Raw genomic sequence first — 17,895 nt, forward strand, 5'->3', positions numbered from 1 at the left:
TAAGGTTCAGACATGCGCGTACTGATCGTGGAGGACGAGCCCTACCTGGCCGAAGCAGTCCGTGACGGGCTGCGGCTGGAGGCGATCGCCGCCGACATCGCAGGCGACGGTGACTCCGCCCTGCAGCTGCTCAGCGCCAACTCCTACGACCTCGCGGTCCTCGACCGCGACATCCCCGGCCCCTCCGGCGACGAGGTCGCCCGGCGCATCGTCGCCTCCGGCAGCGGCATCCCCATCCTCATACTCACCGCTGCCGACCGGATCGACGACAAGGCGTCCGGGTTCGAGCTCGGCGCCGACGACTACCTGACCAAACCGTTCGAGCTGCGGGAGCTCGTGCTGCGGCTGAGGGCGCTCGACCGTCGACGCGCATACGCCCGGCCCCCGGTCCGTGAAATCGCGGGCCTGCGGCTCGACCCCTTCCGCCGGGAGGTCTTCCGTGACGAACGCCTTCGGCCCCGCCGCGGCCGAGGCGATGGGCTTCCTGCTCGTGTTCGGCGCCTTGGGCGGATGGATCCTCGCCGGCCGGATGCTCGCACCACTCACACAGATCACCGATGCGGCACGGATGGCCGGAAACGGAACGCTGTCCCACCGGATCCGCATGAAGGGCCGCCGAGACGAATTCCGTGAACTCTCCAACGCGTTCGACTCCATGCTGGAACAACTCGAGTCCCACGTCGCCGAGCAGCAGAGGTTCGCCGCGAACGCCTCCCACGAGCTGCGCACCCCGCTGGCGATCTCACGCACGCTCCTCGACGTCGCCCGCAAGGACACCACCTGGGACCGGGGCGAACTCATCGAACGCCTCCACACGGTCAATACGCGGGCGATCGACCTCACCGAGGCCCTCCTGCTGCTCAGCCGCGGCGACCGCGCGAACTTCGACCGCGCGAACTTCGACCACGAGAGCGTCGACCTCTCCCTCGTCGCCGAAGAAGCCGCCGAAACACTGCTTCCCCTCGCCGAACAGCGCCGGATCACGCTCGACGTCACCGGCGGGGCGGCCCAGACCAGCGGCTCCGCGGAACTCCTACTGCGGATGGTGACGAACCTCGTCCAGAACGCCATCGTCCACAATCTCCCCGCCGGCGGCACCGTGACGGTCCACACCGAGGCGCACGGCGACACGAGCGTGCCGCGGGTCGAGAACACAGGCCGTCGGCTCCCACCGGAACTGGTACCGACCCTCACCGAACCCTTCCAGCGCGGAACGGAACGCGTACGCACCGACGAACACGCCGGTGTCGCCTCGGACTGGCCATCGTGCACAGCATCGTCCGCGCCCACGGCGGGTCCCTCGCCCTCGTCCCCCGCCCCGTCGGCGGCCTCCTCGTCACCGTCCGGCTCCCCGCCAGGCCGCACGCAGCACCTCCTGCGTAGGCCTCCTGGGACACGAACGCTGACGCAGACGCGGACGCGCTCCGTGGCGACGTGCGCGAGTACGTCGTCGAGCGCCTCCAGGACGGGGCCGCCGCGCGTTTGTCAACGTGCAGGTCGCTGCGACTCGTTGATGGCTGCGGCCAGCGTCCGTCCCAGGCGGGCGAGTGGGGACAGGACCATCAGTGCCGGTGACAGCAGCATTCCCGCGGCTGTCACCAGGAGGCTGGTGCGCGTCCCCCACGCTTCCGCGAGAAAGCCGCCGAGCAGCGAGCCGAGCGGGGCCAGTCCCATGCCGACGAAGTTGATCGTCGCGGCCACGCGGCCCTGCATCCCGTCCGGAGTGACGGTCTGCCGGACGGCCATGACCGTGACGTTCACCAGTTGGCTGAAGGTCCCGAAGACGAAGTTGACCGTGAGGAGCACGGTGACCGTCATCGCGGAGGTGCCGTGCAGCGCGGGCACGAACAGGAACACGCCGTCGCCGAGTGCCGCCGCGGACACGAGTACGGCGCCGTATCCCGAAGCGGCTCGGCAGGCGGGCGGCCAGCAGCGAGCCCAGGAGTGCTCCCGGCCCCGTCGACGCGAGGGCCAGCCCGATGGCGGTGCCCGACAGGTGCAGGTCCCGAGGGAGGAACAGCAGATAGCTGGTCATCACAGCCGCGAAGGAGAACTGGAAGGCGGCCGATGCGAGGCACACGGTCCGCAGCGAGGTGTCACCGGCGACAAAGTGGAGGCCCTCATGGATCCGCCGCCAGACGCGAGAAGGACGTTCCGGGCGTTCCGGCATCGATGCGCGGCGACCGATCCGTCGGATCGACAGGATCGACAGGAACGACAGTGCGAAGCACACCGCGCTGGAGACGGCAGCGATGGGCGCCGACAGCGCGGACACCAACGCACCGCCGAGGGCGGGACCACCGAGCCGCGCGACGGACCGGCTGCCCTCAAGGGCGCTGTTTCCCTGGACCAGTTGATCCCGTCTCACCAGTCGTACCAAAGAGGCCTGGTATGCCACGTCGAAGAACACGGACAGGGACCCGACGACGAAGGCGACCACGAGCAGCGCCGGCAGGCCGAGCCCACCGAGGAGGCCGGCCACGGCGGCTGCGCCCAGCGCCAGGGCCCTGCCGGCATCCGCCAGCACCATCACCGTACGGGTCCGCCATCGGTCCACCCACGCGCCGGCGAGGAGTGACAGCAGCAGGATCGGTGCCTGTCCCACCGCGCGCGGGGCGCCCAACTGGCCGGCACCCGCGTGGAGCGTCAGGACGGCGAAGAGCGGCAGAACCACCAAGCTTGCGTGTTCGCCCAGTTGGGACGCCGTCTGCCCCATCCAGAGCCTGCGGAAGTCGCCGTCCCGCCACAGGCTCCACGGAGCTGGCCGGCCCGGATCAGACGGAACGGAAGGGGTGGGAGGAGAGGAAGAAGAGGAAGGAGAGGACGACGGCACAGGGACCCCCGGATGACCGAAGACGAGACCCGCCGCCCGGCGCACGCCATGCGCACCGGCCATTTCAGGCAGCGGGAAAGGAAGGCTCGCCGTGCCGCACACCAAAGGCAGCACGCGATGACAGGCCGCTCAGGGCCTTGGATGTCAACGCGTGCTCGGACGACCGACCATGTCTTCGCTCCTCGTGAGTCATCGCCGCGCGAACACGCGAACACTAGACCCGACGGGCTGACTCACGCCCGTTCATCGGCCGACGCACACGGCCTCCACGTCGCCGCGCAGGGCCCGCTCCTCCGCGGGGGCCAGCCAGAGGAAGACCGGCGCAAGGCCGAGTTCGATCCCTGCCAGCACGATCTGGAACCACTGCGGCCAGCCGTGCACGGCGAGCGAGAGCAGCCGGCCCACGCCGCCCAGCAGGAACACGCCGGCCAGCCACCGCACCGCGCGCGCCGGGATCGGACGCTGCCGCGCCGCCCAGAGCCAGGCCAGTCCGTAGCCGACGAAGCTGGACCCCATGAACCGGCCCCAGCTGTCCACCGTCGCCCCGGCGGAACCAGCCCCGGAGATCGCGGCGTTGCCAAGTGCCGGGGCTCTCCGCCCCCTGCTCGCAGAGGACCCCGCTCCCGACCGGCCGCGGCAAGCTCCCGGCTCGGATGCGCCGGGCCTGCCGTAACGCACCGCGCAGGGTGCCCGATGCGCGGTCGGCGTGCCGCCGGTTCAGCCGGCGTCCGGCAGCGATTCCGGAAAGGCCGCCTCGGCGGCTTTCCGCCGCGCCAGGCGGACGTTGTACTCGCGGACCTCAGTCAGCCACCGCCACGGCTGGATCTCGTCCAGGGTGAGTCCAGGACAGGCCAGTTGATGCGGGATCCGGCACGTCGTCCCGGCCGGGGGTTCGCCCAGGCCGCCGTTCCAGGCGGTGCCGTTGCCGTCGACGTGCCAGCGGTGCCCGCCCGGCACGAGGTGGGCGGGAGCCGTCCTGTCCGGCTCGAGGAGCACATGCTGCCCGGTGTAGGTGGGCCGGCGGTCGCCCGTGAGCCCGCACCGGGGGCAGACCGGCGGCCGGGGCGGTTCGGGTCCGGTGGCGCCGTCACGAACGGCCTGGGCGCGGTCCGCGATCTCCCACGGGACGGGGGTGCCGGCCGGTGGCTGGCGGGATCCGTCCGGGCCGAGGCCGGGTAACGGAATGATGCTGTCGTCGTGGTCGTGTTCCCCCATACGATCGAGGGTGCGGGCCATCGCGACAGTACGGAAGGGCGCGATCCGGGCGCAACGCGCGCATACGAGCGGGGCTGCCGGTGCCGGGCTCAACTCGTGAGGTGTACGGGGCACCGGGGGCTCCTGCAAGCGTGGCCGGGAGGCGATGAGCCTGGCCCGGCCGATGCGTGGTCGCCACCGTGCGGTGGCAGGTTCCGTTCGGCGCCGACCCGTGGAACCCACAGCACCGGCACCGGCACCACCAGCACCAGCACCAGCACCAGCACCAGCACCAGCACGTTCAGGTTGAGCACCCTGATATCGGTCGGCCTGGGGAATCGAATCGTCGGTGCCGGCCGGGGGGATTGAGCGCTCGTGCGATCACGGAGAACGCGCCGGTCGGCCGTGGCCGCTTCGCTCTACGCCGTAGCCGTGCTGGCGCTCGGCGCGTGCGGGACACAGGTGGCCGGGCAGGGGGACGGCAGGTCACCCTCGCCGGCGGTGACCGAGCTGATTCCGTGGACCACGATGGAGCCTTCGGCCGTGCTCCAGACGGCATGGCCGGGTTCGAGGAGCCGTTCTGGACCCGGCCCGTTTCCGACTGGGAGCCGCTGGTCGGCATCGGGCTGCGCGCCCACTATGTCGCCTCGGTGCACGCGGCCCGTCACATGGTGGCCCGCGGCAGCGGTCTGATCGTCAGCATCTCCTCGTTCGGCGCCCGAGCCCCGCTTCACTCGGTGCTCTACGGCATCTCCAAGGCGGGTCTGGACAAGATGGCCGCCGACATGGCGCACGAGCTGCGCGCGGCGGGCGTGTCGGCCGTCTCCCTGTGGCCCGGTCTGGTGCGCACGGACGGGCTGGTCGAGGCGGGTGTGGAGGAGGTCGCCGGGTTCAAGCTGGCGGACGCCGAGTCACCCGGGTTCGTCGGTTCCGTCGTCGCCCGTCTCGCGGACGACAGCCGGCTGGCGGAGCGCAGCGGGCACACGTATGTCGTCGCCGAACTCGCCGAGGAGTACGGGGTGACCGAGCCCGACGGCCGACGCGCTGTCTCGCACCGCGCGGCCTTCGGCGGCGGCCCGCTGTACTGACGGCCTGCCGGGGCGCCAGGGGGAATACGGCCCTGGTGCCCCGGCAGGACGACTCGCACGCGAGCGGGCACGACCCGCACGGGGCCAAGGGGCGGGGTCACGCTCCCAGGCGGTCCCGGTCCCCCATCACCACGACGGGGTGCCGGCGGGGATCGAGGGTGTGCAGCAGGGCCTTCATCCCGGCTTCCGGTACGGTGACGCAGGCCGACGTGCCGTCGCCGTGGTCCAGGTGCAGCCAGATGCCGCCTCCCTTCTCCACTCCGTCGGGACGCTCCCAGTCGAACGGCGGGGCGCCCTTTTGCCGGTTGTAGTCGATGGCTATGACGTAGTCGAAGTCGTGGACGTGTTCGTCGCCGTCCTCGGTCATGGACGCGAAGGCGTTGTCGTCGTACCAGTACCGCAGCTTGCTGCCCGGGTCCTGGAGCCCGCCCCCCGCGTCGGTCAGGGTGAACACGCCGACGGGACTGCGCTCGTCGTCCATGTGATGGTCCGTCGTCCAGCCCATCCGGCCGTTGTGCGCGGGCCAACTGCCCGCCGTTTTCCACGCCGTGCCCCGCTTCTCGTAGAGGACGACGGTGCTGTCGGACGAATCCCGGTCGTTGCCGTAGACGACGACCGCCTGCCGGCTGTCGGCCGGTACCTGCTTCGACATCCGGCTTCCGACACCTGGAAGGCGTATGCGTGCGGCCGGGCCCGGGGAGCCGGACGCCGCCGGGTTGTTGATACCCGGTGCGCCCCAGGGGAGCTTGTGCGCGCCGGTGCCGCCGCACGCCGTGGTGCCCGTCAGGAGCATGGCGCAGGCGAGCGCCCCGGATATCGCATGGCTCACGCCGCCTCGCCGTGCCGGCCGACGTCGGGATCGTATGGAAGGAGATGTACGCATGGTCAGGATCTTGTGGGGCGACGGCCCCGACGGCATCCGGACGCTGGCATCCGGCGTAAGCCTCGGCAGCGGCCTCCGCGTCAAGCATCCTGAGCGGGCCGGGCATTGACACGGCGCATCCCGTGGGCCGGACGCGCCCCCACACGGGTCGGGCTCAGTCCGTCAGTTCCGGCGCACGAACGCCGTACCGCGGGCCCGGACTCACACCGACGGAGCACGGCGAACGCGGAGCACGGCGAACGCGGAGCACGGCGAACGCGGAGCACGGCGAACGCGGAGTACCCGGTAGTCCCGGCGAACCGACCCGCCGGGGCAGGAAGCCGTCCGCCGAACGGACGCACTCCGTCCCGGCCGGCCCCACCCCCCTGCGGCCGCCGATCGGGTGACGTGGCTCGCTCGGCCGGCCGTCCCGTGCAGCGGGGAGGGGTAACGAGCGGCGACGAGTCGGTCGGCCGAGTGGCTGAACCTCCCGCCCCGCAGAACCGGATGGGCCCTGCCGGGGCGGCCGGCGGCGGACTACTCCAGCACGCCGTCGTGAAGGTGTGCGAACAGTTCGGTGTTGTGGCTGCTGTCGACGCGGACGTCGATGACCGTGACACCGGACGCGGCGGCGAGCGACCGCTTGACCTCGGCCTCCAGCTCCTCCATCGTCTCGACCCTGATGCCCCGGGCGCCGAACGCGCCGGCGTACTTCTCGATGTCGTAGTCGCCCAGGTCCGTGCCGGAGGTGCGCCCGTACTTGAGCATCTCCTGGAACGCCACCATGTTGTAGCTGTTGTCGCGCATGATGACGTGCGTGAGGCTGACGCCCAGGCGGGTGGCCGTCTCCAGTTCCTGTGCGGTGAACAGGAATCCGCCGTCGCCGGAAACGGACAGGATCTGCGTGCCCGGCCTGACCAGGGCGGCCACGATCGCCCAGAGCAGGCCCACGCCGAGGGTCTGCTGGCCGTTGGAGAACAGCACGTGCTGCGGCTCGTACCCGCGGAAGTGGCGGGCCATGTAGATGTAGTGCGAGCCGACGTCGCTGGTGACGGTCGCGTCGTCGTCGACCAGGTCGCGCAACTTGAGGACGACGGCGGCGGGGTTGAGCCCCAGGTCGGTCATCGCCTCGTTGCGGGCCTGGTTGTCGATGTGCTCCAGGGCGGTCCGCTGCTCGGCGACGGCGGCCCGCGCGGCCTCGTCCAGGGTCAGCCCGGACAGCAGTGCCGTCAGTTCGGTGACGGTGGCGGCGACGTCACCGCGCAGTTCGACCGCCGGCCGGTAGTGGTTGTCCACGTCCGCCGGGAGCGAGTCGATGTGTACGACGGTGCGTGAGGGGTCGGTGTTCCACAGTCCGGGGTCGTATTCGACGGCGTCGTAGCCGACGGTGACGAGGACGTCGGCGTGCGAGATCAGGATGTCGCCGGGCTGGTTGCGGAAGAGTCCGACGCGGCCGACGAAGTGGTTCTCCAGGGCGCGGGAGACGACGCCGGCGGCCTGGAAGGTCTCGACGACGGGCAGGCCGGTCGCGGCGAGCAGGTTCCGCAGGGCCGCGCAGGGCCGGGTGTCCGCCGAGCGCATCCCGGCGAGGATCACGGGGCGCTCGGCGTTGCGGATCAGTTCCGCGGCCTCGCGGATCCGGGCCTGGGGGGCGGGACCGAGTTCGGGTACGGGTTGCGGCCGGGGGACGGCTGCCGAGGTGGGGGCGGCCACGATGTCCGCGGGCAGGACGACGGCGGTGGCGCCGCGTGGTTCGGTGACGGCGGCTCGCAGGGCGTTGGCCACCGCTTCGGGGACGTTGTCCGGATCGTTGACCTCGCCGACGTACTTGGTGAACGGCTTGAGGGCGGCGGTGGCGTCCATCGACTGGTGGGTCCGCTTGAGCCGGTCCTTGCGGGGTACGGCCCCGCAGAGCGCGATCATGGGGTACTGCTCGGTGGTGGCCGTGATCAGGCCGGTGAGCGTGTTGGTCGTGCCGGGGCCGGAGGTGACGATGGTGGCACCCGGGATGCCGGTGAGGCGGCCGGCCGCGGCGGCCATGAGAGCGGCGTTGCACTCGTGACGGCAGACGACGAGCTGGGGGCCGCCGTCGGCCAGTACATCGTAGAGGGCGTCGATCTTCGCTCCGGGGACGCCGAAGACGTACTGCACGCCGTAGGCGGACAGGGTGTCGATCGTCGTCTGGGCGGACCGGGCTGTGGGGCTGTTCATGGAGATGCGCTCTCCTCAGGTGGGGCCGGGCTGGGTGGGGCCGGGCTGGGTGCTAGGTGGGGCCGGGCTTCAGGAGCCTTCTGCCTGGCGGATCTGGCGGTCGATGTCGGCCGGCGAGAGCCGGGCGCCGAGGAACTGGGGGGTTCTCGGCAGGCTGAGGTGGAGTTCGGAGGCGGCGCTGATCTCGATCGTTCCGCGTTCCATGCGGAGGTCGAGTGCGTGGCCTCCGTGGCGTCGGGCCTCGTCGATGAAGTGCAGGTGGTATCCGGCGACGGCGATGCCCTGCTCGTAGGCGGGGGTGCGGTAGCCGGCGAGGGTTCCGGCCGTGTCGTGGACGACCGCCTCCTGCTGTCCGGCGGTGGCCTGGGTCAGCGGCGGGTAGGGCGGTTTCTGCTCCATGACGGTCCGGGTGTGCACGGTGTCGAACGTCCCGGTCACGCGGACGGCGTACAGCAGATTGGGGCTGTCGATCATTTCGTCGATCTTCTGCGTGAGCGTCCGGCGGTCGCACGGTTCGGTGATCGTCACGCGGGTGTCGGGGACGAAGCGGGTGACGGCCGCGAACGGGGTCAGTTCGTCGCCCGAGGCGAGGCGCACGCTTCCGTCGCCGCGCAGGTGGTGGCAGACGCCGTCGAGCACGAGCATTTCGCCGTCGAGGCGGTTGAAGGTGCCGAGGCCGAAGTCGCCGTGTCTCAGCAGTTCGTCGATCGTCACGTCACCGTCGTAGACGCCGTCGAGCAGCGCCCCGATCGTGGACGTCTGGTAGACCTCGCCGGGGACGCCGGCATGGGATGCGTGGTGGACAAGAATGCTGCGCGCCCAGCCGCGGAAGTCCTCGCGGGAGCGCTCCTCGGATGCAGGCTTCATGGTCGGCGCTTTCTCCGCATCCACCGGGATGCGGGTGTTTCAGGACGGACAGGTGAACCTCGTTCGGGAACAGGCGAACCTTGTTTCCGATGGTCGGCGCGTCTGTTCGTCGGATGCATCCGTGGAATCCCCAGTGGTACGGGAGATCCCCGAACGTCCCCGGACATGACCGAACATTCCTGTACGTGCATGAACATGCCTGTATGTGAATGAACGTTCCTGTACGTGCGCGAACGTTCCCGGACGTGCCCGTCGGCCTCCCCGGGGCCGGCCGGGGCGTCGGAGCGCGGCCGAAACGGACGGAGGGCTACGTTCGACCTCACGACGGTGAAGGGAGCGCGGGCTTGCTGGGTCGGCAAAGAGAGTGCGGTGGCATCGACGGCCTGCTGCGGGCGGTCCGCTCGGGGGACGGCAGCGCGTTGGTGCTGCTGGGCGCGGCCGGGATCGGCAAGACGGCACTGCTGGACCACACCGCGCGACAGGCTTCCGACGCCCGCCTCGCGCGGATTTCGGGAGTGGAGGCGGAGAAGGAGTTCGCCTACTCGGCGCTGCAGCAGTTGTGCACACCCCTGCTGGACCTGCGTGGGCTGCTGCCGGCACCCCAGCGGGACGCGCTGGGCGTGGCGCTGGGGCTGGAACCGGGATCGGCCCCTGACCGTTTCGTCGTCGGGATGGCGGTTCTCGGGCTGCTGTCGGAGGCGAGCCGGCAGCGGCCGGTCGTGTGCCTGATCGACGACGCGCAGTGGGTGGACACGGTCTCTTTGCAGGTCCTCTCCTTCGTCGCACGCCGGCTGCACGCGGAGCCGGTCGGCATGCTGTTCGCCACCCGCACGGGGGACGAGGCCCTGGCCGGGCTGCCCCGGCTGGAGCTGAGCGGGCTGCGGGACGAGGACGCGGGGCGGCTCCTCGACACGGTTCTGCTCGCCCCACTGGACGAGCGCGTACGCGGGCGGATCCTCGCGGAGGCGCACGGAGTGCCCCTGGCCGTGCTGGAGCTGGCCCGCAGGGCGACACCCGGGCAACTGGCCGGCGGATTCGCGGTGCCCGATCTGTCCACCCCGAGCGCCCGCATCGAGAGCCTCTACGCCGACCGGGTCGCGGCGCTGCCGCACGAGTCCCGGCTCCTGCTGCTGATCGCGGCGGCGGAACCGCTGGGCGACCCTGTGCTGATCTGGCGGGCCGCCGCGCTGCTGGGCGTCGACCGGAAGGCCGCGGCGAAGACCCAGTCGTCGGGGCTGCTGGAGATCGCCGACCGCGTGCTCTTCCGGCACCCTCTGGTGCGTTCGGCCGTCTACCACGCCGCCCCGCCGGCGGAGCGGCGTGCTGTGCACAGAGCCCTCGCGGACGTCACCGACGCGCGGCGGGATCCGGACCGGCGGGCCTGGCACCGGGCGGAGGCGACGTTCGGCCCGGACGAGCGGGTCGCCGAGGAACTCGAGCGCTCGGCGGCCCGTGCCCGCTCGCGTGGGGGCGTCGCCGGGGCGGCGGCCTTCCTCACCCGCAGTGCGCAGCTCACGCTGGACCCCGCGGGCCGCGCCCGTCGTATGCTCGCCGCCGGTGAGGCGACCAGGCAGGCCGGTGAGTTCGACAGGGCCCTGGAGCTGGCGGCGGCAGCCGCGTCCGGGCCGCTCGGGTCCGCCGGCCGCGCACGCACGGAGCTGTTGCGCGGCCGGATCGCCTTCGCCCGCGACTTCGGCAGCGAGGCGCCCGCGCTGCTGCTCAGGGCAGCCGCTGAATTCGGCGCCGGCGATCCGAAAGCGGCACGCCTGACGTACCTGGAGGCGATGGGCGCCTCGTTGATCGCGGGGCGGCTGGGTGGCGGAGGCGGGCTGATGGCGACCGCGCGGGCCGCGCTGTCCGCTCCCCCGCCCGCGGACCGGTCGACGCCCGCCGACCTGCTGCTCGACGGCTTCGCACGGCTGGTCACCACGGGATACTCCGCGGGGGCGCCGCTCCTTGCGCGAGCGGTGCGGGCCTTTCGCGGCGAGGACATCGCCCCCGAGGAGAGACTGCGCTGGTCCTGGCTGGCCGGTCACGCCGCCGGACTGCTGTGGGACTTCGAGAGCTGGGAGGCCATCTCGGCGCGGTTCGTCGACTCGGGCCGGGAGTCCGGCACGCTCGCGATTCTCCCGCTCGCTCTCAGCACCCGGGCAGGGGCTCACCTGTTCGCCGGTGAACTCGCCGACGCGGCCGTTCTCTCCAGCGAGGAGGAGGCCATCTCCGAGGTGACGGGCAGCGGTATCGCCCCCTACGGCGCGCTGGGCGAGGCGGTGCTGCGCGGGCAGACGACCAAGGCCATGGCCCTGATCGAGTCGGGCGGCAAGGACGCGATGCGTCGCGGCGAAGGCGTGGGGGTCAGCTTCATCCAGTGGGCCACGGCGCTCGTCTTCAACGGGACCGGGGAGTACGACCGGGCCCGTGCCGCCGCCCGGGAGGCCGCGCAGGACGCCGCGGCGCAGCGGTTTCGCAACTGGGCGCTGGTCGAGCTGGTCGAGGCCGCGTCCCGCGTCGGCGAGAGCGCCGAGGCCGAGGATGCCTGCGAACGACTCGCCGCCGTCTGCGGCCGAACCGACTGGGCGCTGGGCATCACGGCTCGTTCACGTGCCCTGATCAGCCCGGACGAAGACGCCGAGGACCTGTACCTGGAGGCCGTCGACAGCCTCGGCCGCACGCGCCTGCGCCCCGATCTCGCACGCGCCCACCTTCTGCACGGTGAGTGGCTGCGCCGCCGGCGGCGGTTGTCCGACGCCCGTCGGCAGCTCGGACGCGCTCTGGAGCTGTTCACCGAGATGGGCATGGCCGGCTTCGCACAGCGCACCCGTCGGGAGCTGGCGGCTGTGGGGGTGCGCACGCGCAAGCCCGGTCGCGGCGTGCGCGCGGACCTGACCGCGCAGGAACTCCAGATCTGCCGGCTGGTCGGCCGAGGGGCCACCAACAACGAGATCGCGACGCGTCTGTTCATCAGCGCCAGAACGGTCGAGTACCACCTCCACAAGGCGTTCACCAAGCTCGGCGTGACCTCCCGCACGCAGCTCGCCCACCGTCTGGCCACGTCGGCGGATCCGGACGAGGGAACGGCGTGAGCAGGTCGCGGGGCTCTTGACGACCAGAGGTGACTAGGGATTCCACAGATTCCCCGTAGAGCCCCGCGAACCAGACTGACCTGGTCAGAGTTCAGTGCACGGCGTGGCATCCCTGGAGAACGCCATGACAACACAGACCATGAGAACGGCGGCCACCCCCCACCTCCTGAGTGATCCGCTGCTCAACCGCGGGGTGGCGTTCACGCAGGCCGACCGCGATGCCCAAGGCCTGACCGGACGTCTGCCCGCCGCGGTGCTCACGCTGGAGCAGCAGGCCCAGCGCGCGTACCAGCAGCTGGAGGCCCAGGGCAGTGACCTGGCGAAGAACGTCTACCTGGAGCAGCTGCACGACCGGAACGAGACGCTGTACTTCAGGCTGCTGACCGACCGCCTGGGGGAGCTTCTGCCCATCGTCTACGACCCCACCGTGGGCGAGGCGATCGAGAAGTACTCCCACGAGTACCGCCGGCCCCGGGGGGTGTTCCTCTCCATCGACCGGCCGGACGACATGGAGAAGGCCTTCAGCACGCTGCGGCTGGGCGCCGACGACGTCGACCTGATCGTCTGCACCGACGCGGAGGAGATCCTCGGCATCGGGGACTGGGGTGTGGGCGGGATCCAGATCTCGGTCGGCAAGCTGGCCGTGTACACGGCGGCGGCAGGCATCGACCCGCACCGCGTGGTGCCGGTGTCCCTCGACGTGGGCACCGACCGTGCCTCGCTGCTGGAGGACCCGCTCTACCTGGGCAACCGGCACCCGAGGGTGCGCGGCGCCGCCTACGACAGCTTCATCGAGAAGTACCTGAGGACCGCTTCGGCGATGTTCCCGGGTGCGCTGCTCCACTTCGAGGACTTCGGCCCCGGCAATGCGCGGCGCATCCTGGAGACCTACGGCGACACCTATCGCATTTTCAACGACGACGTTCAGGGCACCGGCGCGATCACGCTGGCCGCGGCCCTGTCCGCGGTCCGGGTGAGCGGCGTACCGATGCGCGACCAGAGGCTGGTCGTCTTCGGCGCAGGAACGGCCGGAGCAGGCATCGCCGACCAGCTGCGGGACGCGATGATCCGCGACGGGGCCGACCCCGCGCGGGCCACCGCCCAGGTCTGGCTGATCGACCGACAGGGCCTGCTGACCCGGGACATGGCGGACCTGCGCGACTATCAGCGGCCCTACGCGCGTGACCCCGCCGAGGTGGCCGGCTGGGCCGGGCAGGACGGTGCGGCCGGTCTGCTCGAAACGGTGCGGCAGGTCCGGCCCACGATCCTCCTGGGCACCTCCACGGTCCACGGCGCGTTCACCCGCGAGGTCGTCGAGTCGATGTCGGCAGGCGTCGAACGTCCCATCGTCTTCCCCATCTCCAATCCGACGTCCCGTATCGAGGCCATGCCGGCCGATGTGATCCGCTGGAGCCGGGGCCGGGCCCTGGTCGCCACGGGCATCCCGGTGGACCCGGTGGTGTACGAGGGTGTCACCTACCGGATCGGGCAGGCCAACAACGCCCTGCTGTACCCGGGTCTGGGTCTGGGCACCATCGTGTCGGGCGCGTCAAGGGTCACGCCGGGCATGCTGCTCGCAGCCGCCGAGGCGGTGGCGGGGCAGGTGGAGGTCGCCGAGCCGGGCGCGTCGCTGCTGCCTCCGGTGGAAGGCCTGCGCGACTCCTCCGCGATCACTGCCGCTGCCGTGGTCCGGGCGGCTGTCGCCGAGAAGGTGGCCACCGTCGAGCCGTCCGACGCCCTCGATGCCGTACGGCAGGCTATGTGGGAACCGGTCTACAGTGACGGAGGCCGGCCGTGACCGCGCGAAGCACGAGCGCCGCACCGGTTTCCGGGGAAGCGCCGAAGATCCTCGACCTGCCTGTCGGCCTGGTCGCCAGCGGCCTGCGCAGGGAGTCCGACTCCATGGGGACGATCGAGGTCCCGGCCGACCGCTACTGGGGCGCACAGACCCAGCGCTCCCTGGTCCACTTCTCCATCGGGAACGACCGGATGCCGAAGGCGGTCTACCACGCCTACGGCCATGTCAAGAAGGCCGCGGCGATCGTCAACGGTCGCGCGGGCAGGTTGCCCGTGTGGCAGTCCCGGTTGATCCAGCGCGTGGCCGACGAGGTCGTCGCGGGAGATCTGGACGATCACTTTCCGCTGTACGTCTGGCAGACCGGTTCGGGCACCCAGTCCAACATGAACACCAACGAGGTGATCAGTAACCGCGCCATCCAACTGGCCGGCGGCGAACTGGGCAGCAAGACGCCGATCCATCCCAACGACCATGTGAACATGGGCCAGTCGTCCAACGACACCTTTCCCACGGCCATGCACATCGCCGCGGTCAAGGAGATCCACGAGCACCTGCTGCCCAGCGTCACCGCGCTGCGCCAGGCGATCGAGGCCAAGGCCGACCAGTGGCGCGATGTGGTCAAGATCGGCCGCACGCACCTGGAGGACGCGGTTCCGCTGACCGTGGGCCAGGAATGGTCGGGCTACGCCCACCAGTTGGAGCAGGCCGTGGACCGGGTCACCACGTCCGCACAGGGCCTGTACGAGCTCGCGGCAGGCGGCACGGCGGTGGGCACAGGGCTCAACGCACCGCCGGGGTTCGCCGAACAGATCGCTGCGGAGATCGCCGCGGAGACCGGTTACCCGTTCACCACCGCGCGGAACAAGTTCGCCGCCCAGGGCGGCCTCGACGCCATGGTCGGTGCCTCCGCCGGGTTGCGCGCCCTGGCCGTGACGCTCATGAAGATCGCCAACGACATCCGGTGGCTCGCCTCCGGGCCGCGCTGCGGACTCGGTGAACTTCTCCTGCCCGCCAACGAGCCGGGCTCCTCGATCATGCCAGGCAAGGTCAACCCGACCCAGTGCGAGGCGATGGTCATGGTGTGCATCCAGGTCCTGTCCGAGGACAGCGCCATCGCCTTCGCCGGCTCCCAGGGCAACTTCGAACTCAACGCGATGCGACCGGTCATCATCAACAACTTCCTGCACGCGGCCACCATCGTCGCCGACGCGTGCACCAAGCTGCGCCGGTACTGCATCGAGGGGACTCGGCTCAACGACGACCGGATCGCCTCGTACGTGAACCGCTCCCTCATGCTGGTCACCGCCCTCTCCCCGGTGATCGGCTACGACAAGGCTTCCGCGATCGCCCACACGGCGGACCGCGAAGGAACAACCCTGCGGGAGGCCGCCCTTGCCAGCGGTGACATCACGGCCGAGGACTTCGACCGCATCGCCGATCCCCGCACCATGGTGCACCCGGGCTGAGCAGGCGAGCGGCCCCGGCCTCTCATCCCCAGTCCGACAGCCCCAGTCCGACCGCCTCAGTCCGACCGCCTCAGTCCGAAACTCATTCGAACCTTGTCCGAAAGGAAAGCCGTCATGACCGTCGACAACCAGAACTACGCCATCGGCAAACAGTTCCACTCCTTCCTGGTCGCCGGGAACTGGGACGGGATCCTTTCCCTGCTGCACGATGACGCCACGTGGACACTCCCCGGCGAGAACACCATCTCGGGGACAGCCGTCGGCGCCCATGCCGTGGTCGAGCGTGCCCAGAAGATCGCCGGATACGGCCTGAACTTCGAGCTGCTGCACATCCTGGTCAGCCGGGACAATGTGGCACTCTCCCTGCACAACACCGCGCGCAGGGACGATGCGGTGCTGGACGAGTACCTCGCGCCGGTCATGCGCCTGCGTGACGGCAAGATCGCCGGCATCGAGACCTTCCTCTCGGACATTCCGGGGATGAACGCGTTCTTCCGGTGAGAGACGAGACGATCCCGCCGCGTCTCGTAGGGGAAAGTGGACCTGCTCAAGGGATTCCCATGTCGCCTACCGACCGGTAGAACCACGAGCGACCCGTCCCCGAGGAGACGGCCCCGCCGTTCCCGGACGTCGTCGTCTTCTCCCGACTTCGCCCTTGGAGTCCACTTGCTGCGTGTCACCCTCGCGGCCGCTCTGGCAGCCGCGCTGCTCCCGGCCTCGGCACTCCCGGCCTCAGCGCTCCCGGCCTCGGCCGCCCATGCCGGCACCGCGCGTTCCACCGCCCCCGTCCTCACCGACGTACAGGGCCGGACGCTCACACTGCGCGGCTGGAACGTCGAGGACAAGGTGCACCGGGGTGACACCGCCCTGTCCGCCATCACGGAGCAGACCTTCCGCGACATGCGGGCCAAGGGTTTCGACTTCGCCCGCCTGCTCGTCTTCTGGGACGACCTGGAGCCGCGCCCCGGCCGGTACAGCCAGGGATACCTGAGGAAGATCGAGCGGGTGCTGGACTGGGCCGAACGCTATGACGTGCGGGTCGTCATCGACGCCCACCAGGACGTCTTCGGCCCCGCCTTCGGTCACCGCGGCATTCCGGAATGGGCCACGAGAACCGACGGGCTGCCGTTCGAGCCGCACCCCGACGACTGGTTCTCGGAGTACTACGAACCGGCGGTGCAGCGTGCCTTCACCCACCTGTACGAGGACGAGGACCTCCAGCGCGCGCAGGCCCGCATGTGGAAGGTGCTCGCCGGTCGTTTCTCCCACCACCCCGCCGTGATCGGTTACGACGTCATCAACGAGCCGATGGGAGAGCTGCGGCCGGGTGAGGACCTGCCGTCGGCGGCCCGCCGCATCGAACGCGACCAGCTGACGCCGATGTACAACCGTGTGGCGGACGCGATCCGTTCCGAGGACCGTGCCGGCTGGGTCTTCGTCGAGCCGACGCCGATCGTCGGGGAGGCCGTACCGACCGGCCTCGGCCGTGTGGACGACAAGAAGGTGGTCTACGCACCGCACTTCTACAACACGGCCATGGAGGCCGGCGCGGACTACGACCCGTCCTCGGGCTGGGTCGAGGCCTACGAGCAGGCCGTCACGCGGTACCCGGAGCAGTACAAGGTCCCCCTGGTGGTGGGCGAATGGGGGCCGCTCAACAACTCCCTGCCGAACATGGGCCGTTTCTACCGCGACGCCATGGCCTCACTCGGCCGGTACAGCTCCGGCTGGGCGGGATACGTGTGGTGCTACGGCGGCGGCTACTGCGCTGTCGACCAGGACGGTACCTTCCGCACGAACAAGGACCTCACCGCCGAACCGTACGCGGAAGCGGTCGCGGGCACCGTGAGGTCATCGGCCTACGACCCTGACGCAGGCGTGTACCGGCTGACGTACGACTCCTCCGCCCGTCCGGGCCCCCGGACCACCGAGGTCTCCCTGCCCTCCGAGGGCTGGAGCATCACCGTCCGCGGGAAGGCCACGGTCCGCCGCCACGGCCCGGGAAGGGCATGGGTGACGGCCACACCAGGGGCTCGCGTGACGGTGACGGTCACTCGCCGCTGAGTGCCTGCTTTTCTGACCGCGCCCAGGCGATGACGTGGATGGGGGCGAAAACTACACTCGCCGACGCCGTGATCACGCGGGCCCGCGGAGCAGAGGAACCCGACCATGCGGAATCCGTTCAGGGATGGCGGTCCGCTCGACGTCGCCATGGGATGGCTCAGTCCGCTGATCTCGATCGCTCTGCTGTGGAAGGGCATACAGATGGCCCAGAACGGGGCCTCGCTGTGGTGGCCGCTGACGGCAGGCATGGTGGTCGCTCTCCACTTGCATGGCCGGTATCGGCGCAGCCACCGGACGAAACGCCGGAGCAGTCTCCAGCAGGTCGGCGACGACGGTCCCGAGTCGTCCTCGTAGGCCGGCTCAGCCGGTGGCCGTCTGCTTCCTCGTCCGGCCAGGGACAGGCTCCCTCCGGGTCGGTTGCACCCGCCA

At 70.7% G+C, this 17,895-nt stretch carries 12 protein-coding genes and 3 pseudogenes; 9 read left to right on the plus strand and 6 right to left on the minus strand.

Annotated features, from left to right (window positions below):
- Positions 1–12: 12 nt before the first annotated feature.
- Positions 13–450: pseudogene (locus ACGFYV_RS21170) on the plus strand (response regulator); the annotation flags it as partial.
- Positions 434–1,383: pseudogene (locus ACGFYV_RS21175) on the plus strand (sensor histidine kinase); the annotation flags it as partial. The pseudogenes ACGFYV_RS21170 and ACGFYV_RS21175, both read left to right, overlap by 17 nt.
- Positions 1,384–1,485: 102 nt before the next feature.
- Here ACGFYV_RS21175 and ACGFYV_RS21180 read toward each other — a convergent pair.
- From ACGFYV_RS21180 to ACGFYV_RS21190, 3 genes and pseudogenes are all read right to left on the minus strand, one after another.
- A pseudogene (locus ACGFYV_RS21180) lies at positions 1,486–2,749 on the minus strand (MFS transporter).
- A 327-nt stretch (positions 2,750–3,076) separates the two neighbouring features.
- Positions 3,077–3,400: a DUF4345 domain-containing protein gene (locus ACGFYV_RS21185; protein WP_393880005.1), complete on the minus strand. Its 324-nt coding sequence runs from the start codon at positions 3,398–3,400 to the stop codon at positions 3,077–3,079.
- Positions 3,401–3,550: 150 nt separating this feature from the next.
- Entirely contained in the window at positions 3,551–4,048 is a 498-nt protein-coding gene (locus tag ACGFYV_RS21190; protein ID WP_393879951.1) for a DUF6083 domain-containing protein, read from the minus strand.
- 497 nt (positions 4,049–4,545) lie between these two features.
- Between ACGFYV_RS21190 and ACGFYV_RS21195 the strand changes: the two genes are divergently transcribed.
- On the plus strand, positions 4,546–5,115 hold the full coding sequence (locus ACGFYV_RS21195) for an SDR family NAD(P)-dependent oxidoreductase (protein WP_393879952.1): 570 nt from the start codon (positions 4,546–4,548) through the stop codon (positions 5,113–5,115).
- Positions 5,116–5,212: 97 nt separating this feature from the next.
- Here the strand turns inward: ACGFYV_RS21195 and ACGFYV_RS21200 are convergent, their stop codons facing one another.
- The 3 genes from ACGFYV_RS21200 to budA all read right to left on the minus strand — a co-directional run bounded on the left by ACGFYV_RS21200 (position 5,213) and on the right by budA (position 9,055).
- The gene (locus ACGFYV_RS21200) at positions 5,213–5,944 is read right to left on the minus strand and encodes a hypothetical protein (protein WP_393879953.1); all 732 of its coding nucleotides are present in this window, start codon (positions 5,942–5,944) and stop codon (positions 5,213–5,215) included.
- A gap of 570 nt (positions 5,945–6,514) precedes the next feature.
- Positions 6,515–8,188, minus strand: coding sequence for an acetolactate synthase AlsS (alsS, locus tag ACGFYV_RS21205; RefSeq protein ID WP_393879954.1), 1,674 nt, complete (start codon positions 8,186–8,188; stop codon positions 6,515–6,517).
- 69 nt (positions 8,189–8,257) lie between these two features.
- Positions 8,258–9,055 carry an acetolactate decarboxylase gene (budA, locus tag ACGFYV_RS21210; RefSeq protein WP_393879955.1) on the minus strand — a complete coding sequence of 266 codons (798 nt, stop codon included), beginning with the start codon at positions 9,053–9,055 and terminating at the stop codon, positions 8,258–8,260.
- A gap of 344 nt (positions 9,056–9,399) precedes the next feature.
- Here budA and ACGFYV_RS21215 point away from each other — a divergent pair, with 344 nt between their 5' ends.
- From ACGFYV_RS21215 to ACGFYV_RS21240, 6 genes are all read left to right on the plus strand, one after another.
- Positions 9,400–12,138, plus strand: coding sequence for an ATP-binding protein (locus tag ACGFYV_RS21215; RefSeq protein ID WP_393879956.1), 2,739 nt, complete (start codon positions 9,400–9,402; stop codon positions 12,136–12,138).
- A 124-nt stretch (positions 12,139–12,262) separates the two neighbouring features.
- Positions 12,263–13,936 (plus strand): NAD-dependent malic enzyme, encoded by a 1,674-nt coding sequence (locus ACGFYV_RS21220; protein ID WP_393879957.1) that lies wholly within the window; start codon positions 12,263–12,265, stop codon positions 13,934–13,936.
- Entirely contained in the window at positions 13,933–15,402 is a 1,470-nt protein-coding gene (gene fumC / locus ACGFYV_RS21225; protein ID WP_393879958.1) for a class II fumarate hydratase, read from the plus strand. The genes ACGFYV_RS21220 and fumC overlap by 4 nt, the downstream gene beginning before the upstream one ends.
- Before the next feature lie 114 nt (positions 15,403–15,516).
- Positions 15,517–15,903 (plus strand): nuclear transport factor 2 family protein, encoded by a 387-nt coding sequence (locus tag ACGFYV_RS21230; protein ID WP_393879959.1) that lies wholly within the window; start codon positions 15,517–15,519, stop codon positions 15,901–15,903.
- A 168-nt stretch (positions 15,904–16,071) separates the two neighbouring features.
- Positions 16,072–17,466: a cellulase family glycosylhydrolase gene (locus ACGFYV_RS21235; protein WP_393880006.1), complete on the plus strand. Its 1,395-nt coding sequence runs from the start codon at positions 16,072–16,074 to the stop codon at positions 17,464–17,466.
- Between the two features lie 105 nt (positions 17,467–17,571).
- On the plus strand, positions 17,572–17,820 hold the full coding sequence (locus ACGFYV_RS21240; RefSeq protein ID WP_393879960.1) for a hypothetical protein: 249 nt from the start codon (positions 17,572–17,574) through the stop codon (positions 17,818–17,820).
- The last annotated feature ends 75 nt before the right edge of the window (positions 17,821–17,895 follow it).

The sequence above is a fragment of the Streptomyces sp. NPDC048297 genome (genome assembly GCF_043201585.1).
Classification (GTDB): Bacteria; Actinomycetota; Actinomycetes; order Streptomycetales; family Streptomycetaceae; genus Streptomyces.

Coding starts and splice junctions, on each gene's coding strand:
- ACGFYV_RS21190 (WP_393879951.1), bottom strand. CDS start 4,048: ATGGGGGAACACGACCACGACGACAGCATCATTCCGTTACCCGGCCTC.
- alsS (WP_393879954.1), bottom strand. CDS start 8,188: ATGAACAGCCCCACAGCCCGGTCCGCCCAGACGACGATCGACACCCTG.
- budA (WP_393879955.1), bottom strand. CDS start 9,055: ATGAAGCCTGCATCCGAGGAGCGCTCCCGCGAGGACTTCCGCGGCTGG.
- ACGFYV_RS21220 (WP_393879957.1), top strand. CDS start 12,263: ATGACAACACAGACCATGAGAACGGCGGCCACCCCCCACCTCCTGAGT.
- ACGFYV_RS21230 (WP_393879959.1), top strand. CDS start 15,517: ATGACCGTCGACAACCAGAACTACGCCATCGGCAAACAGTTCCACTCC.
- ACGFYV_RS21240 (WP_393879960.1), top strand. CDS start 17,572: ATGCGGAATCCGTTCAGGGATGGCGGTCCGCTCGACGTCGCCATGGGA.